This is a genomic window from Clostridium swellfunianum, from assembly GCF_023656515.1.
GTDB lineage: Bacteria > Bacillota > Clostridia > Clostridiales > Clostridiaceae > Clostridium_AT > Clostridium_AT swellfunianum.
Window position 1 is genome coordinate 4,075,154 of sequence record NZ_JAMOFV010000006.1, and the last position, 17,526, is coordinate 4,092,679.

General features: G+C 34.8%; 18 protein-coding genes and 1 riboswitch. Of the genes, 2 read left to right on the top strand and 16 right to left on the bottom strand.

The features are described from left to right. Nucleotides 1-10: 10 nt before the first annotated feature. The 4 genes from NBE98_RS19385 to rlmD (NBE98_RS19400) all read right to left on the bottom strand — a co-directional run bounded on the left by NBE98_RS19385 (nucleotide 11) and on the right by rlmD (NBE98_RS19400) (nucleotide 4,669). Nucleotides 11-787, bottom strand: a complete 777-nt coding sequence (locus NBE98_RS19385) for an ABC transporter permease (protein ID WP_250816659.1) — start codon at nucleotides 785-787, stop codon at nucleotides 11-13. Beyond that, a complete protein-coding gene (locus tag NBE98_RS19390) occupies nucleotides 784-1,524 on the bottom strand; it encodes an ABC transporter ATP-binding protein (protein ID WP_250816660.1) in 741 nt (246 codons plus the stop codon). The genes NBE98_RS19385 and NBE98_RS19390 overlap by 4 nt, the downstream gene beginning before the upstream one ends. A gap of 383 nt (nucleotides 1,525-1,907) precedes the next feature. Then, nucleotides 1,908-3,236, bottom strand: coding sequence for a 23S rRNA (uracil(1939)-C(5))-methyltransferase RlmD (gene rlmD / locus NBE98_RS19395; protein ID WP_250816661.1), 1,329 nt, complete (start codon nucleotides 3,234-3,236; stop codon nucleotides 1,908-1,910). 80 nt (nucleotides 3,237-3,316) lie between these two features. Then, a complete protein-coding gene (gene rlmD, locus NBE98_RS19400) occupies nucleotides 3,317-4,669 on the bottom strand; it encodes a 23S rRNA (uracil(1939)-C(5))-methyltransferase RlmD (protein ID WP_250816662.1) in 1,353 nt (450 codons plus the stop codon). Between the two features lie 156 nt (nucleotides 4,670-4,825). Between rlmD (NBE98_RS19400) and NBE98_RS19405 the strand changes: the two genes are divergently transcribed. Next, nucleotides 4,826-5,611 carry a TSUP family transporter gene (locus NBE98_RS19405; RefSeq protein WP_284703664.1) on the top strand — a complete coding sequence of 262 codons (786 nt, stop codon included), beginning with the start codon at nucleotides 4,826-4,828 and terminating at the stop codon, nucleotides 5,609-5,611. Nucleotides 5,612-5,654: 43 nt separating this feature from the next. Here the strand turns inward: NBE98_RS19405 and NBE98_RS19410 are convergent, their stop codons facing one another. From NBE98_RS19410 to NBE98_RS19420, 3 genes are all read right to left on the bottom strand, one after another. Further along, on the bottom strand, nucleotides 5,655-5,900 hold the full coding sequence (locus NBE98_RS19410) for a hypothetical protein (RefSeq protein WP_250816663.1): 246 nt from the start codon (nucleotides 5,898-5,900) through the stop codon (nucleotides 5,655-5,657). A 152-nt stretch (nucleotides 5,901-6,052) separates the two neighbouring features. After that, a complete protein-coding gene (gene ppaX / locus NBE98_RS19415) occupies nucleotides 6,053-6,706 on the bottom strand; it encodes a pyrophosphatase PpaX (protein ID WP_250816664.1) in 654 nt (217 codons plus the stop codon). 108 nt (nucleotides 6,707-6,814) lie between these two features. Then, nucleotides 6,815-8,239, bottom strand: coding sequence for an NCS2 family permease (locus tag NBE98_RS19420; protein ID WP_250816665.1), 1,425 nt, complete (start codon nucleotides 8,237-8,239; stop codon nucleotides 6,815-6,817). An 88-nt stretch (nucleotides 8,240-8,327) separates the two neighbouring features. Continuing rightward, nucleotides 8,328-8,429, bottom strand: a riboswitch (purine riboswitch). 99 nt (nucleotides 8,430-8,528) lie between these two features. Here NBE98_RS19420 and NBE98_RS19425 point away from each other — a divergent pair. Beyond that, a complete protein-coding gene (locus tag NBE98_RS19425; RefSeq protein WP_250816666.1) occupies nucleotides 8,529-8,954 on the top strand; it encodes a DUF3842 family protein in 426 nt (141 codons plus the stop codon). On the opposite strand, the gene cbiM is transcribed toward NBE98_RS19425, so the two are convergent. From cbiM to hflX, 9 genes are all read right to left on the bottom strand, one after another. Further along, entirely contained in the window at nucleotides 8,943-9,905 is a 963-nt protein-coding gene (gene cbiM, locus NBE98_RS19430; RefSeq protein ID WP_250816667.1) for a cobalt transporter CbiM, read from the bottom strand. The two genes, NBE98_RS19425 and cbiM, sit on opposite strands and share 12 nt — an antisense overlap. A gap of 164 nt (nucleotides 9,906-10,069) precedes the next feature. After that, on the bottom strand, nucleotides 10,070-10,480 hold the full coding sequence (locus NBE98_RS19435) for a hypothetical protein (RefSeq protein WP_250816668.1): 411 nt from the start codon (nucleotides 10,478-10,480) through the stop codon (nucleotides 10,070-10,072). 128 nt (nucleotides 10,481-10,608) lie between these two features. Further along, nucleotides 10,609-11,349: a YebC/PmpR family DNA-binding transcriptional regulator gene (locus NBE98_RS19440; protein ID WP_250816669.1), complete on the bottom strand. Its 741-nt coding sequence runs from the start codon at nucleotides 11,347-11,349 to the stop codon at nucleotides 10,609-10,611. 106 nt (nucleotides 11,350-11,455) lie between these two features. Next, nucleotides 11,456-12,103: a YigZ family protein gene (locus tag NBE98_RS19445; RefSeq protein WP_250816670.1), complete on the bottom strand. Its 648-nt coding sequence runs from the start codon at nucleotides 12,101-12,103 to the stop codon at nucleotides 11,456-11,458. A gap of 24 nt (nucleotides 12,104-12,127) precedes the next feature. Continuing rightward, nucleotides 12,128-12,796, bottom strand: coding sequence for a HEAT repeat domain-containing protein (locus NBE98_RS19450; protein WP_349305963.1), 669 nt, complete (start codon nucleotides 12,794-12,796; stop codon nucleotides 12,128-12,130). Then, on the bottom strand, nucleotides 12,780-14,204 hold the full coding sequence (gene pdxR, locus NBE98_RS19455) for a MocR-like pyridoxine biosynthesis transcription factor PdxR (RefSeq protein ID WP_250816672.1): 1,425 nt from the start codon (nucleotides 14,202-14,204) through the stop codon (nucleotides 12,780-12,782). The genes NBE98_RS19450 and pdxR overlap by 17 nt, the downstream gene beginning before the upstream one ends. A gap of 96 nt (nucleotides 14,205-14,300) precedes the next feature. After that, complete coding sequence (locus tag NBE98_RS19460) at nucleotides 14,301-15,197, bottom strand: nucleotidyltransferase domain-containing protein (protein WP_250816673.1); 897 nt, start codon at nucleotides 15,195-15,197, stop codon at nucleotides 14,301-14,303. Nucleotides 15,198-15,349: 152 nt separating this feature from the next. Further along, on the bottom strand, nucleotides 15,350-15,574 hold the full coding sequence (locus tag NBE98_RS19465; protein ID WP_250816674.1) for a hypothetical protein: 225 nt from the start codon (nucleotides 15,572-15,574) through the stop codon (nucleotides 15,350-15,352). Between the two features lie 81 nt (nucleotides 15,575-15,655). After that, complete coding sequence (gene hflX, locus NBE98_RS19470) at nucleotides 15,656-17,440, bottom strand: GTPase HflX (RefSeq protein WP_250816675.1); 1,785 nt, start codon at nucleotides 17,438-17,440, stop codon at nucleotides 15,656-15,658. Nucleotides 17,441-17,526 lie beyond the last annotated feature (86 nt).

Genomic DNA, 17,526 nt, shown 5'->3' on the forward strand with positions numbered 1-17,526 from the left:
TTCACCTCCGTCAACATAAAATGTCTTTCTTTTTAAATTTAGTTACTGCCAGCAGATAAAAGACTACGATATACACCAGGTTGACAATTACACTAAGCATCATCTCACCGGGATTATTTATCTTAACAAAGTAGTCACTGAAAAATAGCATTTGATTCACTACTGAAAAAACCTTAATAGATGGCAGAGCATTTAGATACTGCCCGAGCATCGTTATACCGATGGAAATCGCAATTGTGGTGGTCATACTATTCGAGCTAACGGCAATGAAGGCGGTTATCATTCCAAAAGCTATAAGAGGAAGAATTGATACCGCGAATACTTTTACAGTCAACAAAACCCCATCTATTGTTGAATAAGTTATTCCATTATATACAGTACTATTTCCCCATCCGAAGGACACAATTCCTATGGCATAGGTGGATAAAATGAAAAAAAGCGTCAAAATAACTGTAAAGGCAAATATCGCAGAAACCTTGGATTTCAGAAGCGTTGCTCGACTAATTGGCCGAAGCATAGACAGTTTTAGCGAGCCAGTCTTATATTCATCCGTTATAATATCTGCGATATAGATAGCCATAAAGATGCTGAAAAATTGTGCTGTCGAATATTTCAGTACAATCGGGAGCGACTGTGCATTTGCTGTCTCTATAACCGTTTGCATACCTGCATCTGAGTTGATGTAATAATACACCGTAATAACTGTCGTAGCCGTAAGAAGCAAGAAAAATACATACAGCCTTCTAGCTTTAAAAAGCTTCAAGAGCTCGTTTTGCAAAAGCTTCAAGCGAGCTCACCGCCATTTCCGGTAATCTCAAAATAGATATCTTCTAGGGATTTCCCCGGTGCTTTTTGTGTCAACTCGACCACACTTGCTTCACTCAGTAGCTTACCATTTTCGATAATCCCTACCCGGTTGCAGATTTGCTCCACCTCATGCAGCAGATGGCTGGAAATAAAAAAGGTTATATTCCTCTCGGAAGCAAGTTGAACGATCATTTCTTCGACTTCCTTCATGCCCTGAGGGTCAAGCCCGTTGGTAGGCTCATCAAGGATAATCAGCTTCGGACTGCTCAGGAGTGCGTTTGCAATTCCCAGACGTTGCTTCATCCCCAACGAATATGTCTTAACCTTATCTTTTGCCCGTGAGCTTAATCTGACGATTTCTAGTACCTCATCGATCCTATCTTTTCTTATGCCGGGTATGAGCTTCGCCATTAGTTTGAGGTTGTCGTAACCAGAAAGATACCCATAAAAAGACGGTGATTCCACAATTGCCCCAACATTTGAAATAGCTTTCTTGAAATCATCTCCAAGACTATGTCCGTCAATCATTATATCTCCGGCATCTGGAAAAATAAGACCGGTTATGAGGCGTATTGTGGTTGTCTTTCCTTGACCGTTACGTCCAAGAAAACCATATATATCGCCTTTCATAACATGTAAGTTTAAATTATCGATAATTTTTCTTCCGCCAAACGATTTGGTGAGATTGTGCGTTTGAAGTAACGTATTTGAAATCATAAACTATCTTCCTTTCTAATTTCTTGAGATATTTCTTTAGCTCTATTACAGTATCCATGATAAAAATAAAGTGCTGCATATAAATAAATAAAAGATTGATGGGAAAATTATTAAAATTTAATAAACACAATTTTCGAATTTTATATCACTTTATTGTTACAGGTTAACAGTTACTTTTTAATTTAATATTTTGCAATAAGGTTCTCTCTTTTGCAAAATATTAAAACCTTTTAGCTAAGCTTCGTTCCATTTTTCTGCTGCTCATCTACATGGTAATCGACATTTTCCTTAAAACACACCAAAAACAACCTATTGCAAAACCTCTAAAATAAAAAAGACCCCAGAAATCACCGTATATAGGCGACTTTCAAGGGTTTTTATTCTTATTTTCTCTCCAGCAGACAAACCGTCTCAACGTGGCTAGTATGCGGAAACATATCTACAGGCTGAATTTTTTCAACCTTATATCCATTTTTAGTTAAATAATTAAGGTCTCTCTCTTGAGTAACTGCATTACAGGATATATATATGATCTGTCTGGGCTTCAGCTTCACTATTGACGATAGAAATTTTTCATCGCTTCCACTTCTAGGCGGGTCCATAAAAACAGTATCAATATTCTGCTTTTCCTTTGATAAATTCACCATAAAGTCCCCTGCATCATCGTTGTAGAACATAACGTTGCTTATTTTATTTCGCTTTGCATTCTTTACAGCATCTCTAACAGCATCCTTATTTAGTTCAACCCCTATAACGCTTTTGGCTTTTCTGCTTGCTATAAGTGAAATAGTTCCAATTCCACAGTAGGCATCAAGCACTGTCTCTTTGCCTGTGAGCTTAGCCATATTTATTGCTTTTTCATACAGTATTTCAGTCTGTATAGGATTAACTTGATAGAAAGACTTAGGAGATATTTGAAATACACAATCACATAGAGTATCTTCAATATAACCTTTACCGTATAGAACTTTCTCCACTTCCCCAAGTACTACGCTGGTTTTACGATTATTTATATTCATAACAATTGTAGTAATTTCAGGATGTTTTTGCAGCAGCAATTTTATAAAGTTATTCTTTCCAGGAAATACTTGAGAGGACACGATAAGGACTACCATTATTTCATTGCTAGCAAACCCTGTTTTAATTAGAACATGCCTAAGAAAACCTTGGCCTGAGTCTTCATCATAGGGTCTCAGTTTAAAGCTCTTCATTATTTCCTTAACCGAGGCAACTATTTCATCTGCACGCTTATCTTGAATCAAACAACTCTCAATAGGAATTACATTATGAGTATTTTCCTCGTAAATTCCTGATATAACTTTTCCATTTTTGCCTTGTGCTAAAGTTGAATGTATCTTGTTTCGATAGTAATATGGCTCCTGCATAGTCAAAATTTTATTAACTTTACCATAAGGCTTCATAAGCTTTTCTATTTTTTGCTGCTTAAATTCTGCCTGACTTTCATAGGACATATGTTGAAGCTGACACCCTCCGCACTGAATGAAATACGGACATTTAGAGGAAACTCTATCCTTTGATTTTTCCACAATTTTGATAACCTTAGCCTTTATAAAATCTTTCCTTTGGATTACTTCAACTACAGCAGTCTCACCTTCTAGTAAATTAGATACATGAACTAGCCTGCCTCTTACTTTTATAAGTCCCTTTCCTTCTTCATCCATACCAAAGCACTTAACTTTTACCTGCTCCATTTAATTTGTCCACCTTTTTCTATTGTTCTACATGCCAAAGCTTTGCTTATTTTATTCTAGTAAACATAGCCTAATTATATCTATCTTTTTAATTTAACAACAGTTTCAATGTGAGGAGTCATAGGAAACATATCCTTACATATGACCTTTTCTATTTTATATCCGCCATCTATTAAAGTCTTTAAGTCAACTACAAGACTCTTAGGATTACAGGAAACATATATTATATCTTTTGCATTAAAATCCATGACATACTTTAAAGCCACCGGATGTACCCCTGCTCTTGGAGGATCTAAGATTATTATATCTGGCTTATTCTTTACTTCCTTAATAACCTTAGCTACATCACCAGCTATAAAGGTACAATTGGTAAGCCCGTTTAGCTTTGCATTCTCATTAGCTGCTTCAACGGCTTCCTCAATCAATTCAATACCAATAACCTGCTTTGCTTTAGGTGCAACAATCTGACCTATTGTACCTGTTCCACAATAAAGGTCGAAAACTACCTTGTCTTCAGAGCTTCCCATGAAATCCCGAACTATGGTATACAGCTTTTCTGCTCCCTTTGAATTTGTCTGAAAGAAAGAAAATGGTGTTATCTTAAATTTTAAACCAAGCAATTTTTCTATTATATAGTCTCTACCATAAAGAACATCTATCTTGTCTGCAACAACAACATCAGATAAGGAGTCATTTGTTGTATGTATTATTCCAGTTAAAATTCCCTTATAAGGCAAACTTCTTAAAAGTTCTGTAAACTCTGTAAAATCAAAATCTACTTGAGAGGTAGTTACTATGTTTACTAGAATCTCTCCTGTATTCTTAGCTTTTCTTATAACTAGATTTCTAAGATAGCCCTCATGGCTCATAACTCTATAATGAGGGAATTTTTTACCTCTAAAGTACTCTAAAACAGTTGTCAAAAGCTTTCTATAATCTTCGTCTACAATTTGGCAGTCGTTCACTGTAACTATTCCAAAACTTCTGCCTTTAAGGTGCATGCCTAGAGAAAGCTCTCCACCCTTTTCATAATCTCCAAAAGTAAACTCCATTTTATTTCTATATTCAAGTTCCTCGGGGCTACCTTCTATTCCTAAAAATTCAAAGCCTGTTATTTCGCCTTCTTCTAGTAAATCCAGCACCTGCTGCCTTTTTAGCTCCAACTGCTTTTCATAGGAAATTGTTTGATGAGAGCAGCCTCCGCACTCCTTAAAATGTTCGCATCTATTTGGAATTTTATAATCTACATCCTCTAAAACTTCTATTACACTTGCCTCTGCATAAGATTTCTTTTTCTTAGATATTCTCCCTAAAATTTTCTGTCCTGGCAGAGCATGCTTTATATATACTTTTTTATCACCTACAGTACTTACACCATAGCCTGGAAATTCTGTTTTTTCAACTATTAACTCAAGTTCTTGTCCTTTTCTCATGTATATCAAGCACCGTCCTTTAGTAATTTATCCTTATCTATTATGCCCTAGTATTTCTATTATGTAAATAAAATATTGCACACTTATTTTATATTGGACGTTTGCTTAAAAAATATGCTACAATAATTTTATCTACGTAATAGGCAGGTGTTATTATTGTTTGAAAGCATATCCCTTGGACAAGACTTTTTTATTAAGCTTCTTATATTATGTCCTGCAGGATTTTTAGCTGCAATGGTTGACTCAATAGCAGGTGGCGGAGGTCTTATAAGCGTTCCGGCATATTTGATGGCCGGTGTACCACCGCATTTAACCTTAGGAACAAATAAATTTTCTTCCACCGCAGCTTCCTTTACAAGTTCATTAAAATTTGCTCGCTCAGGGAAAGTAAGCTCCGACCTATTGAAATTTATAGCTCCTCTAACTCTTGTAGGGGCAGTTCTTGGTGTAACTTCAGTACTTAAGATAAGCCAGGCTTTTTTGTCTACTCTAGTATTAGTTTTAATACTAGCGGTTGGTTTGTATACTGTTTTTTCTAAAAATATTGGGCTAGAAGATAAATTTAAAGGGCTTACTAAGAAGAACATATTTCTTGGAATGATACTTGCACTATCTCTAGGCTTTTATGATGGATTTTTCGGACCTGGTACAGGCTCATTCTTAATTTTTGGCCTTATAAGCATTTTTGGTTTTGATTTTGTTAAAGCTAGTGGTAACGGGAAGGTCTTAAATTTTATAAGCAACATAACCTCCCTTGTTATGTTCGCACTTAATGGCCAAATAAACTATATGCTTGGAATTCCAGTTGCTATTTGCATGATTTTCGGGGCAAGAATCGGTACTGTAATGGCTCTTAAAAGAGGTGCTAAACTTATTAAGCCTATATTTATTGCAATGTCCTTAGGAGTTGCTATTAAAATGCTCTATCAAATGATATTTTAGAAATATTTAAAGCCTGCTTATACTCATTAAGCAGGCTTTTTATTTATATAACCTTTCTTAGCTTATCCCCTTCATATTCCCTAATAAACTTGCTGTTGCTTTCATCTCTTATAAGAAGTCTAGCTGTGTTTTCCTTAATTTTTAATACCTTACCCTTTAATTTAGTTCCAATAACATTAACAGGTGCTCCAACAATAAGTTCATTAATTAAGCTGCTGCTGCAATAGCTGCAATTCTCACCACTTGTTAAAACCCTTTTACATTTCCCACAATAATAAAGTTTGTCCATACCTAACCATCCTCCTAAAATAAATTGTTAAGTAAAACCTCTCATAAATTTATAGCACTTAACTATATAATTATATTCTATACTTCCATAAAATTTCCTGCAAGATAATTCTGAATTTTTTAAATATTAAAAAGAAAACTTCAGAGGAGACTTTAAGCCTTCTTGAAGTTTTCTTCTCTAACTATTTGTAATACCTCTTTAATATCGTCTACTGCATAGTGTGGCTTGTGCTCCATTATTTTATCCACTGGCAGCGCAGTATACTTAACAAGGCAAGCTTTTGAACCTGCGTTCTTACCGCAAAGTATATCATAATGACTGTCCCCTACCATCAGAGCTTCTTCAGGTAAAACTCCCAGAAGCTCACAAGCCTTTAACATAGGCTCTGCATCTGGTTTATGCTTTTCTGTGTCCTCTGGAGTTATTATCACTTCCATAAGCTCATAAAGATTGAACAGTTTAAGCCCTCTCTCGGCCAGAGCCCTTCTTTTAGAAGTTACAACACCAATCTTTATTCCAAGGGTCTTTAACTCTCTTAGAGTTTCCTTAACTCCCACAATTTCCTTTGTTAGTTCATCATGTATAGCTTCATTATATGATCTATAGGTTTGAATCAATATATCAGCATTCTCATTATCATATTTTTGCAGAGTTGCTAGAAGTGGCTCCCCAAAGTTCATTACTATTTCACTTTCAGGCACCTCTTTATTGAGGTGTCTTTTAAAGGTATGCTTAAAAGATTGTATTATAAGGTCATTAGTATCAATCAGTGTTCCATCCAAATCAAATAATATTGCTTTAATCAAGTTTATTTCCTCCTGCTGGTTAATACTCTATTTAACTTAGTTTATTATATATTTAAATATTTATTTATGCAAATAAATAAGGCACAGGCTTAGCCTGTGCCGTAAATTCTAATGAGGAAGCATTATAAATCTAAATATGAATAGTGCTGACAGCACATAAATTATAGGGTGTACTTCCTTATACTTTCCAGTTGCTACTTTTACAATTGGATAAAAAATTATACCTACTGCAACCCCGTTTGCAATGCTGTAGCTAAATGGCATAACAGCCATTGTAAAGAAGGCTGGAAGAGCCTCTGTGAAATCATCAAAATCTATTTCTTTTACAGCTCCAAGCATTAATACTCCAACTAATACAAGTGCTGGTGCAGTTGCTTCTGCTGGAACAATTCCTACTATTCCTCCAAAGAACAATGAAAGTATAAACAGTATACTTACTGTAAAAGAAGTAAGCCCTGTTCTTCCTCCCTCTGCTATTCCTGCAGTAGACTCCACTGTGGTCACTAGTGTGCTTGTTCCAAGCATTGCACCAAATACTGTTGCTAAAGCATCTGCAAGCATGGCTTGATTCATATTCTTAACTTTTCCGTCTGGTTCAAGCATGTTCGCCTTTTGAGCTGTACCTACTAAAGCGCCTATAGTATCAAATAAATCTACTAAACTAAAGGTGATAATAACCATGAACACACTGCTCACAGCTCCAATTATTCCACTTCCTCCAAAACCAAGCAATCCTTTAAAATCCATATGCAGTAAAGTTGGTAATACTGAAGGAGGAGCACTTAATATCTTGACACCGGAAACATTTGTTACTCCAAAAGGAATTCCAATTAAGGTTGTTAAAACTATTCCGATAAGCATTGAACCTTTTACTTTTCTAGACATCAATATAGCTGTTATAGTTATTCCTATTACAGTTAAAAGTACTTTTGGTGTAGTAAAACGTCCGAAAGAAACTAATGTTTCTGGGTTTGAAACTATTATTCCTCCACTTTTAAGTCCTATAAGTGATATAAATAAACCTATTCCACCAGATATAGCGAGCTTCAAATTATGTGGCAAAGCGCTAACTATTTTTTCTCTGATGGAAGTTACAGTTATTATTACAAAAACTATTCCTGATATAAATACAGCAGCTAAGGCTTGCTGCCAGCTATATCCGAGATTTATACACACGCTGAAAGTAAAAAAAGCATTAAGCCCCATTCCAGGTGCCAATACGAAAGGCAAGTTTGCGTAGAAAGCCATTATTAAGCTTCCTATAGCTGCCGATAAACAAGTTGCAGCAAAAACTGATGCAACCACAGGATCATTAAGTGCTGAGAAAGCAGCTGCTCCATCACCTTTAATTCCTTGAGCATTCATCCCAGCAAACTTTAAGATATTAGGGTTAACAAAAATTATATATGCTACTGTTATAAAAGTAGTTATACCTGCTAAAATTTCAGTCTTAACATTGGTTTTATTTTCTGAAAGCTTAAATATACTTTCTAATAATGATTTTTTTCCTTGTTTTGAATTTGCATAGTTCATAGTTTGTCCTCCTTAATAGCAAATAAGAAATCCGCTGCTGGACTATGTGCAAATCCAGCAGCGGAAATATACCATCAAAAGTATACGAAGCTACTAAAGACTTACCCATAGTCCGAAGTTTTACGGCCTTCGTGTAGAAACTCCCCAACCATATTATGGGGAATATATGGATCAGTTATTCGATTAATTATGGGTAAATACTAACAGGTAATTCTACAAAAGTCAACAATATTTTTATTTTATTGTGGTATAATTAAACTGATTATGCTTATTGGATGGTGTAAAACAGATGAATATAGCAATTATAGATGGTCAAGGTGGTGGGCTTGGAAAAGCTATTATAGCTAGGCTTAGAGCAGAGCTTATGGAAAATACAAATATAATAGCTCTTGGAACAAATCCAGGAGCCGCTAAGGCTATGCATAAAGCAGGCGCTAATCAAAGCTTTTATGGAGAAAGCCTTATTGTAAAACACATATTAAATTCCAATTTAGACTGTATAGTTGCACCTATTGGTGTACTTTGCTCTGGTGGAATAAATGGCGAGGTAACCTACAAAATCTCCCATTCTGTAGTTAATAAGGAATGCACTAAATATATCATTCCTTTAAAAAAACATGGATTTTATATTCCAGGAACTACTAATCTTGAACTTAAAGACATACTAAAAGAAATAGTTGCGGAAATAAAAAAATGTCAAGAATCAGTTTCTTGACATTTTACTTGTTAGCTTAAAAAGTATAAATATTACAGCAACCCCAACTACTGCTGACAGTATATAGGATATTATTTCAGATGTATGAATAAATGTATAGTCAGGCATCATCGCACTAAAATTAAAGCCTTCCTCCATACCCCTTGGTACATAACCAACCAATTCTTTCAACTCTTCATTTGCCCACTCTCCCCAAGCTGTTCCGCTAGCTATAAGCCCAATGGGAGTAAGTACCGCAAGTACAGTAAGTAAAATGTAAATTAGCTTAAAAGATGCACTTTCGTTCTTATACAACGCCTCTGGAGAAACTTTTCTTATGTAAGCATAAATCCCTGCTGTTACGCTTCCTTCAACTATACCTACAACAAGCACATGCGGTATAACCATTGCCGGTATAGCAACCTTCAGTGGATAAGGGCAATAAATTGGAAGACCTGCAGCATCTTTAAAAAGTAAAGGTTGTATACCAAATAATACGGCTGTGGCAAAAGCGGCTAAAACAACACCTGTATATCCTGCAATAAAAGCAGCAAAATAATCGCCTCTAGTACTTTTAATCTTACTTTTTATCAATTTGTACAAGTAATAACCGGTGTAGGGCATAACAAAAGCTAAGGTAAAAGAATTGGCACCAATAGCAAGTATACCTCCATCTCCAAAAAATACTGCTTGAACAACTACAGCGATAGTAATTGATATTGAAGCAGCATGGGGCCCAATAAGAATAGCCGCAAGAACTGCCCCAACAGCATGGCCTGTTGTTCCCCCCGGAAGAGGAAGGTTGAACATCATAATTAAAAAAGAAAATGCAGCGCAGATACCAAGCATAGGCAGTTTTTTTCTACTAAGCTCTTTTTTCACCTTCAGTGAAGCATTTCGCCAAACCGGAATCATTGATGCGCCAAGCACAGCGCAGGTTGATGGGCTTAAGAAATTCTCTGGAATGTGCATAATAATCCCCCTTTCAATATAATAAAAACAAAAAAAGGTAGAGCAAAAAACCCTACCTTCGTGGTATACACTTACTAAATAATTGGATAATCATAGGAATCCTCGTGACTCCAGTAACATTATAACAATTTATTTATTTTAATTCAATATTTTTAAAATATAAACTAGTATCTATCTAGAGAATATGCACCGAACAGAAAACTTATCCTCTCTATTATACCTTTGCTAATAAGGCTTATGATATCGCTATAGTTTTTAACTTTTTTAAGATATTCTTCAAAAGCAGTTGCAACGCTAACTTTATAGCAGCCTGCTACAGCCTGACTTGCTCTAAACTCCATAATTGGCTCTTTATCTTTGATATGTCTATATACTTGAAGTTCAGGAGCATAGCTTAATACCAACGCGCTTAGTCTTTCAACTTCTTCCTTTATAGCATCTGTCAAAAACACATCATAGCATTCTACATCAAGGGCGAAGCCGTATCTATCTTCCTCGGCATTATGAGTTCTGCTCTTAACAAAAATTCTAATTATGGATACTTCTTCTCTTTTGGCAGTATAAACTCCCTCCATAATAAACCCTTCTTTCAAAATATTATACATAGTTATTATTTACAATTAAGGAGTTTATATACTAGCAAAACGTAAAAATGGAAAAAATATAACCATATAAAAAGTTAACTTTTTATATGGTTATATTTTTATTCCTCAAATCCTTCTGGGAACTCAGCATTGTGGAACACGTCTTGAACGTCATCGTCTTCCTCAAGAGCATCAAGCATCTTTTGAATCTTCACTGCTGACTCCATATCAACTTCAGTATAGGTATCTGGAATCATTTTTAGGTCTGCTTCTAAAAACTCTATTCCATTTGTCTCTAAAGCTTCTCTCACTGTTCCAAACTCTTCTGGAGCAGTCGTAACAATGTAAACTTCATCTTCTGCAGCGAAATCTTCTGCACCAGCATCTAATGCCATCATCATTAATTCATCTTCGTCAAGCTCATCTGTCTTTTCTATAACCATTTCACCCTTTTGTTGGAACATGAAGGATACACAGCCTGATGATCCCATGTTTCCACCGTATTTAGTGAAAGCGTGTCTTACGTTTCCCGCTGAACGGTTTTTATTGTCTGTTACAACATTTACTATAATAGCAACGCCGCCTGGAGCATATCCCTCATAAACTATCTCTTCATAGTTTACTCCAGCTAACTCTCCTGCTCCCTTTTTAATAGCTCTTGTTATTGTATCTTGAGGCATATTGTTTGACTTTGCCTTTGCTATAACATCACGAAGCTTAGCGTTTACGTCTGGATTGGAACCACCGTTTTTTGCAGCCATTATTAGTTCTTTACCTATCTTAGTAAATATTTTTCCTCTTTTTGCGTCTGCTTTGCCTTTCTTTGCTTGTATATTATGCCACTTGGAATGTCCTGACATAAAAAATCTCCTCCTAACAAAACTCTATATATGTAATAAATTTATATATTATCAAAACACAAGTATTATATCACAAATAATAATAACCATACAACAGTAGTATTAACTAGCATTCCTTAAACAATCTGCTTTCTAGTTTAAAGTAGTAGCCGCTTTCGCTGGTTTCAAAAACTGCCTTTCCAGAGGTAGCTTCTATGATTGTATTTTTTATTTCATCTACTTTATTTAATTCACAATATATTGCAGCTTTTACCTTGTCTGTATACTCAGTATTTTCAATGTGCCAGGAGTTTTGAGCGCAAATATACTGAACTTTTCCCAGCATATCGTAATCTATTACAATATCAAGTCTTAATCCCTTTGTCTTCTCAACTACTCCGCCTTCCTTAACAGCTAGAACAGCACCCTTTGAGTAAGCTCTAACAAGTCCACCTGCTCCAAGCATTATACCACCAAAATATCTTGTAACTACCACAACTACATCAGTAACTCCGTTTTTTTTAATCACCTCTAAAACTGGTATTCCTGCAGTTCCTTGAGGTTCTCCATCGTCACTGTATCTTTGTATGCCCATGTTTTCTCCAATAATATAGGCATATACATTATGAGTTGCTTCTTTATGCTGACCTCTTATTTTATTTATAAAATCTCTAGCTTCTTCTTCGTTATAAACTCTCTTGACATGACCTATGAATATAGACTTCTTTTCTTCAAAATCTACACTCACTTCATCCTTTATTGTTAAATAGCTCATGGTGCCCTCCCAAAACATGAAAACTTACTTATCGTTGAAACCAATTATATATTCTTCTGCTGCTTTTCTTAAATAATCCTTATCTGCTGAAACATATATATTTCTAACCTTTTCCAAAGCCCGCTGGCTTTTAATTTTAGTAAGAGATTTTATTGCATATTGAACAACCTGAGCATTATCGTCATCCAAAGCTCTTAAAAGTGCGGTTTCCCCTGCTTTATCTTCAAGCTTTCCAAGTGCGGATGCTGCCATCCTTCTTATGTTTACATGCTTATGCACAATAGATTTCATAAGTATATCCATTAACGCCTTGCTTTTTAGCTCACCTATTATCCAAAGTGCTGTTTCCTTGCTTTTAGATTCCATATTGGAGTACCCTTTTTTTATGTATCCTACAAGCCTTTCTCTACTTTCTTCATTTAAGGAGGAAAGTACTGCAAGCTTATCCTGCTTTGCAGTATTACATAAGGTTTTAAAAAGCTCTTCTTCACTTCTGCTTTTAACCAAATGCCTATATTTTATCTTTCCTTCTATAATGTGCTTTTGCACTTCCTCTCTTTCAAGCTTTCTTATCTTGCAAATAGCTTCTACAGACTTACCTTCTAATGCCAAAAAGTAGCTTATATCACTGTCGCTTATGTTTTCTATGTCATTCCAATCTAATTTCACAAGTCCCTTATCCAAGCCTATCACTCGCTTTTAATATATTATTTATAACATTTAGTCCTTTATCTATTTCATGTTTCTCAGCCTTAGAGAAACCAAGTCTAAAAAAACTTTCTCCATCCTTGCTGTTTTTATAAAATAATACTCCTGGGGTTATTAATACATTTTGTTCTTTGCAGTCATAAAATAATTTTATGCTGCTGGTTTTGACAGCTTCCTTAAGTTTAATATAAAAATTAAGTCCTCCACCTGGTTTTATAAATTCAACCTTTTCTCCAAGCACTTGTTCCAATTGCCTTTGCATATGATTGTATCTTTCGTTGTAGATAATATTCAGTTGATTTATGTATTCTCTCCAGAAACCTTTCTCTATATAAAGCTGCAGAGCTCTCTGCATAAGACTTGAGGTAGCAATATCCGTATCCAGCTTAGAGTTTTGGAGCTGCTCCTTAAATCTGTCTGGGCAAATTAAATATCCAATTCTTATACCTGGCAAAAATATCTTTGAAAAACTTTTAATGTATATAACTCTATCATGAGTATCCAAAGCCTTAAAGCTTTTGTATTCAAGATTCGGATCATATATAAGTTCAGAAAGGTAATCATCTTCTATTATGTAAAAATCATATTCCTCAGCCAACCTCAGTATCTCCCGTTTTTTTTCAATACTGTAGCTGCAGCCGGTTGGATTTTGAAAGTAGCTCATTAAGTAGAAACATTTAATCTTATTTTTCTTTAAGATATTCTTTAAGTCCATTATATCAATGCCGTCTTCTTTGATATCTGCTTCAAAAATATTGGCTCTTCTTCCTTTAAATACAGATAAAGCACCAGAATATGTAGGCTTTTCCACTAACACATTGTCATTGATGTTAATTAAGGCCTTTGAAGCTATATCAATGCCTTGCTGTGCTCCTGAAACTATGAGAATATTATCACTATCTAATGTATTTCCCCAGAAATACTTATTTATGCTTTCTCTCAAGCCTTTATATCCAAGCAGTTCCTGATAAGCTAAAGCCCCAGCCCCATCTCTGTCTAAAACCTCATTAAGCACATTTTTAAAGGTAGTCACTGGAAAAAAATCACCGCATGCATTTTCCCCTGTAAAGTCTATGTAATCTTTTATAGCTTCGCCTGAAAGTTTTTTAAAGGTATCCGAATAATCTTTCTTAAAAGTTCTATTTATTTCTCTTTTTTTTGCATAAGTACCGCTTCCTATTTTTTGAACTGCATATCCCTCATGCTGAAGTCTTCTATAAGCATTTATAATAGTGTCATTATTCACCCCTAGAAAATCTGAAAAAACTCTTATAGGCGGAAGCTTTTCACCATCTTCTATGGCATTTGAATCTATTAATTTTTTAATATACCTTGTTATCTGAATGTATTTTGGAATATCCCCTTGGCATAGTTTAATATTATACTTTTCCAATTTCATCACTCTCGCTACTTAAATTAATATATATTATAAAGCATATAAATAATTAAAGCTACCAGCATTGCTTACACTGGCAGCTTTTACTAAGCTCTAGATAAAATATACATTTTCTTTGAAAAGCAGTTTTCCTTCTTCATCTTTAAAATCTCTGCTATCCTTCTTAATTATGTTTCTTTCCCAAAGCTTATTTAGAATATCTTCCATAGCAATATCATAACTAATAAAAAGTTTATCGCTTTTTATATCCTCGGTACTTAGGAAGCAGTCTTTTTGTCTCATATAATTGATTAGTATTGAAGCGGTATTTCTTATATTCTGGTCAATGGAGTTCTCTATGTAATCTATTGCGCTTATTACAGCCTTCTCTCCATCCTGCTTGTTGAAAAACAAAGCATCTACGCATTCCCTAAAACGGTCATTTAAATTCATCGCCATAGTCATAGTATCTTTGCTTATCATATATCCTGATTGATTAACATAAAGTCTTGAATAATTTTCAACAGATCTAACTGCGGCACTGTAAGCAGTATACAAGCCGTCATTTGAAAGGTATTTTTTACATACATCAAGGCTTTTTAAAACCTTTCCTAGATATACCATGTTCCATCTTTCTCTGTCTAGGTCTGGATAATATCTTCCACTATCATACTTTATAGTTATTTCCATGTCCTTTGAGAAGACAAGCCTAGAGGAAGCAAACATCCGATGCATAAATCCTCCTCTTAAATCCTCTTCATAAAGCTGCAAAAACTTATTTTTGCTCATAAGTTTAATGTGGACTGGAACATGTTTCTCCTCAGTATAGATATTTTTTATATCCTGCATCCTTTTATTTAGGATTACGAACAAATCAATATCTGATTCATCCCAAAGGTCACCAGTAACCATACTTCCAAATACCATAACTGCAAGAACTTCCTCATTTGACTTTAATCTGTCTATTATGCTGTTAAAAGCCTTTTGATACTGTAAAATAGTTCTCTCCAAAACACACCCCTCCATTTTTAGCGCAATCATCCAATAATTGCATTTTCTAACAAACTTACACCAACAATACAAACTTATATTTATTATATTATAATACTAGTCTACATATTTTCAATACTTAATTGTGAAATTTTGCATTAAATCCTGCATAATCATACAACTATCTTATTAACATGAATATTTTGACTAATACCACAGCTCTCACACTTAAATATATGTATACAATACGTCGGCGCATCAATTATAGGCATATTTGCAGTGTAGTCATCTTGAAAGACTTCCTGCGCCCTCCCCTTATCCTCCATATTTAATCCACAGCTTGAACATTTAATGTTTTGTAAAGTAAGCTTATTACATGCTGGACAAACCTTTTCCATATTATCAGCCTCTTTCTTAGATAGATTGATAATTTTATTTTGTCCTTATGTAAAAAAAATAGACTAGAAGCCTAGTCTATTTTAGCCCTTAATTAAATATCTCTCACACTTATTATATACTTCTTCATCCACTTGTGCTTCAATATAAGTTCCTTCTTCTCTATATTCCTCTTTCTCAACCTTTGCGTTTCTATGAAGAAAAGCTGCAACTGACTGATCAGAGTAAGGAATTATATACTCTGCCTTTTTCAAAGTATAAGGTAAAGATACAGAAACTTCTTCTAAAAGTCCATCTAAATTAGTGGCATTCTTTGCAGATATCTCCAAGACTTTAATATCCTTTAAGTTTTCTTTAAGTGTCTGTAGCTGCTCTTCAGTAGCAACATCTATTTTATTCAATACAAGTATTGTAGGTTTATCGGATGCACCTAACTCCTTTAATACTGCATTTACCGCTTCTATTTGTTCTTGCACTATATCTGAGGAGGCATCTACCACATGAAGCAGAAGATCTGAATATATCACTTCCTCAAGTGTGGACTTAAAGGCTTCCACAAGATCATGTGGAAGTTTTCTAACAAAACCTACTGTGTCTGTTAAAGTGATAAGTCTGTTGTCTGGAAGCACTATTGCTCTTGTTGTGATATCTAAAGTTGCAAAAAGCATATCAGCTTCAAATACCTTTTCTTTAACTGCAGAATCCTTTGGCATAGCTATATCGCATAATTTATTTCTTAATGTAGACTTACCCGCATTTGTATATCCCACAAGTGAAACTTTAGGAATATCTGTCCGCTTCTCTCTCTGAGTCTCTCTATGTTTCTTAATTTTTTCAAGTTCACTTAAAAGGTCGTATAGTCTTTCCTTTATATGTCTTCTATCTGTTTCCAGTTTCTTTTCACCTGGTCCCCTTGTACCAATGCCTCCACCGGTTCTTGAAAGCACTGTTCCAAGACCTAGTAGTCGTAGAAGCCTATATTTTAATTGCGCAAGTTCTACTTGGATCTTCGCTTCTCTACTTCTTGCTCTTCTTGCAAATATCTCCAATATCAGAGTAGTTCTATCGATTACCTTAGCGCCTGTAGCTTCTTCAAGATTTCTAACCTGAGAGCCTTCCAATTCATCATCGAATACAATGACATTTGCTTTTAATGCCTGCCTTAGCATTGCAAGTTCTTCAACTTTTCCTTTACCGATATAAAAGGCTGAGTCTATTCTATTTCGCTTTTGAAGCACCTTATGTATAACGTTAACTTCACAAGCCTTTGCTAGTTCTTCAAGTTCATCAAGGCTTTCTTCGCTTTCTATCCCAACAATAATGGCTTTTTCACTATTGTCTTCAATTATATCATTAAACTTAAGATGACTTTCTATATAATTTACTCTATCCAAAAAGTCAAAATTAACAGCATTGTTAAGGCTTAAGGGGCCGATGCTCTCAGAAACTAATAAGTCTTTTTCTATAGTGCAAAAGCCTAAAGTCACCTCTTTTGCATTTCCATTGTCCACTGCAATAGCTACTATACAATCTAGCTTTAGCTTAAGAAGCGCTGACAAGTCTAATGCTGAAAGAGCTGAAGTTCCATTAGGATGAGTATGAATGACTCTAACACCAGAAAGCTTTCTTTCTCTAATATCTATTAAAGGTATTTCAACAGTAGTACTGTCACCAATAGCCACGCTTACTACTCTACCTTTTCTGTCAATTGCTATACTTACTTCTCTTCCAATCTGATTTGTAACTTCACAAAGCGCTGCTGAAAGTTCCTCAATAAAAACACTTTGTTTAGGAATATTTAATTCATATAACCTCTCAAGTTTATCAAGGACGCTATTTCTAATTCCTTCTGTATTACCATAAATCATAACATCAACTCCATTTTGTTTATTATATAAATGTAATGCTTTCCACTCAAATTAAAACTCTTGACAACTTTCATATTATTTTATAC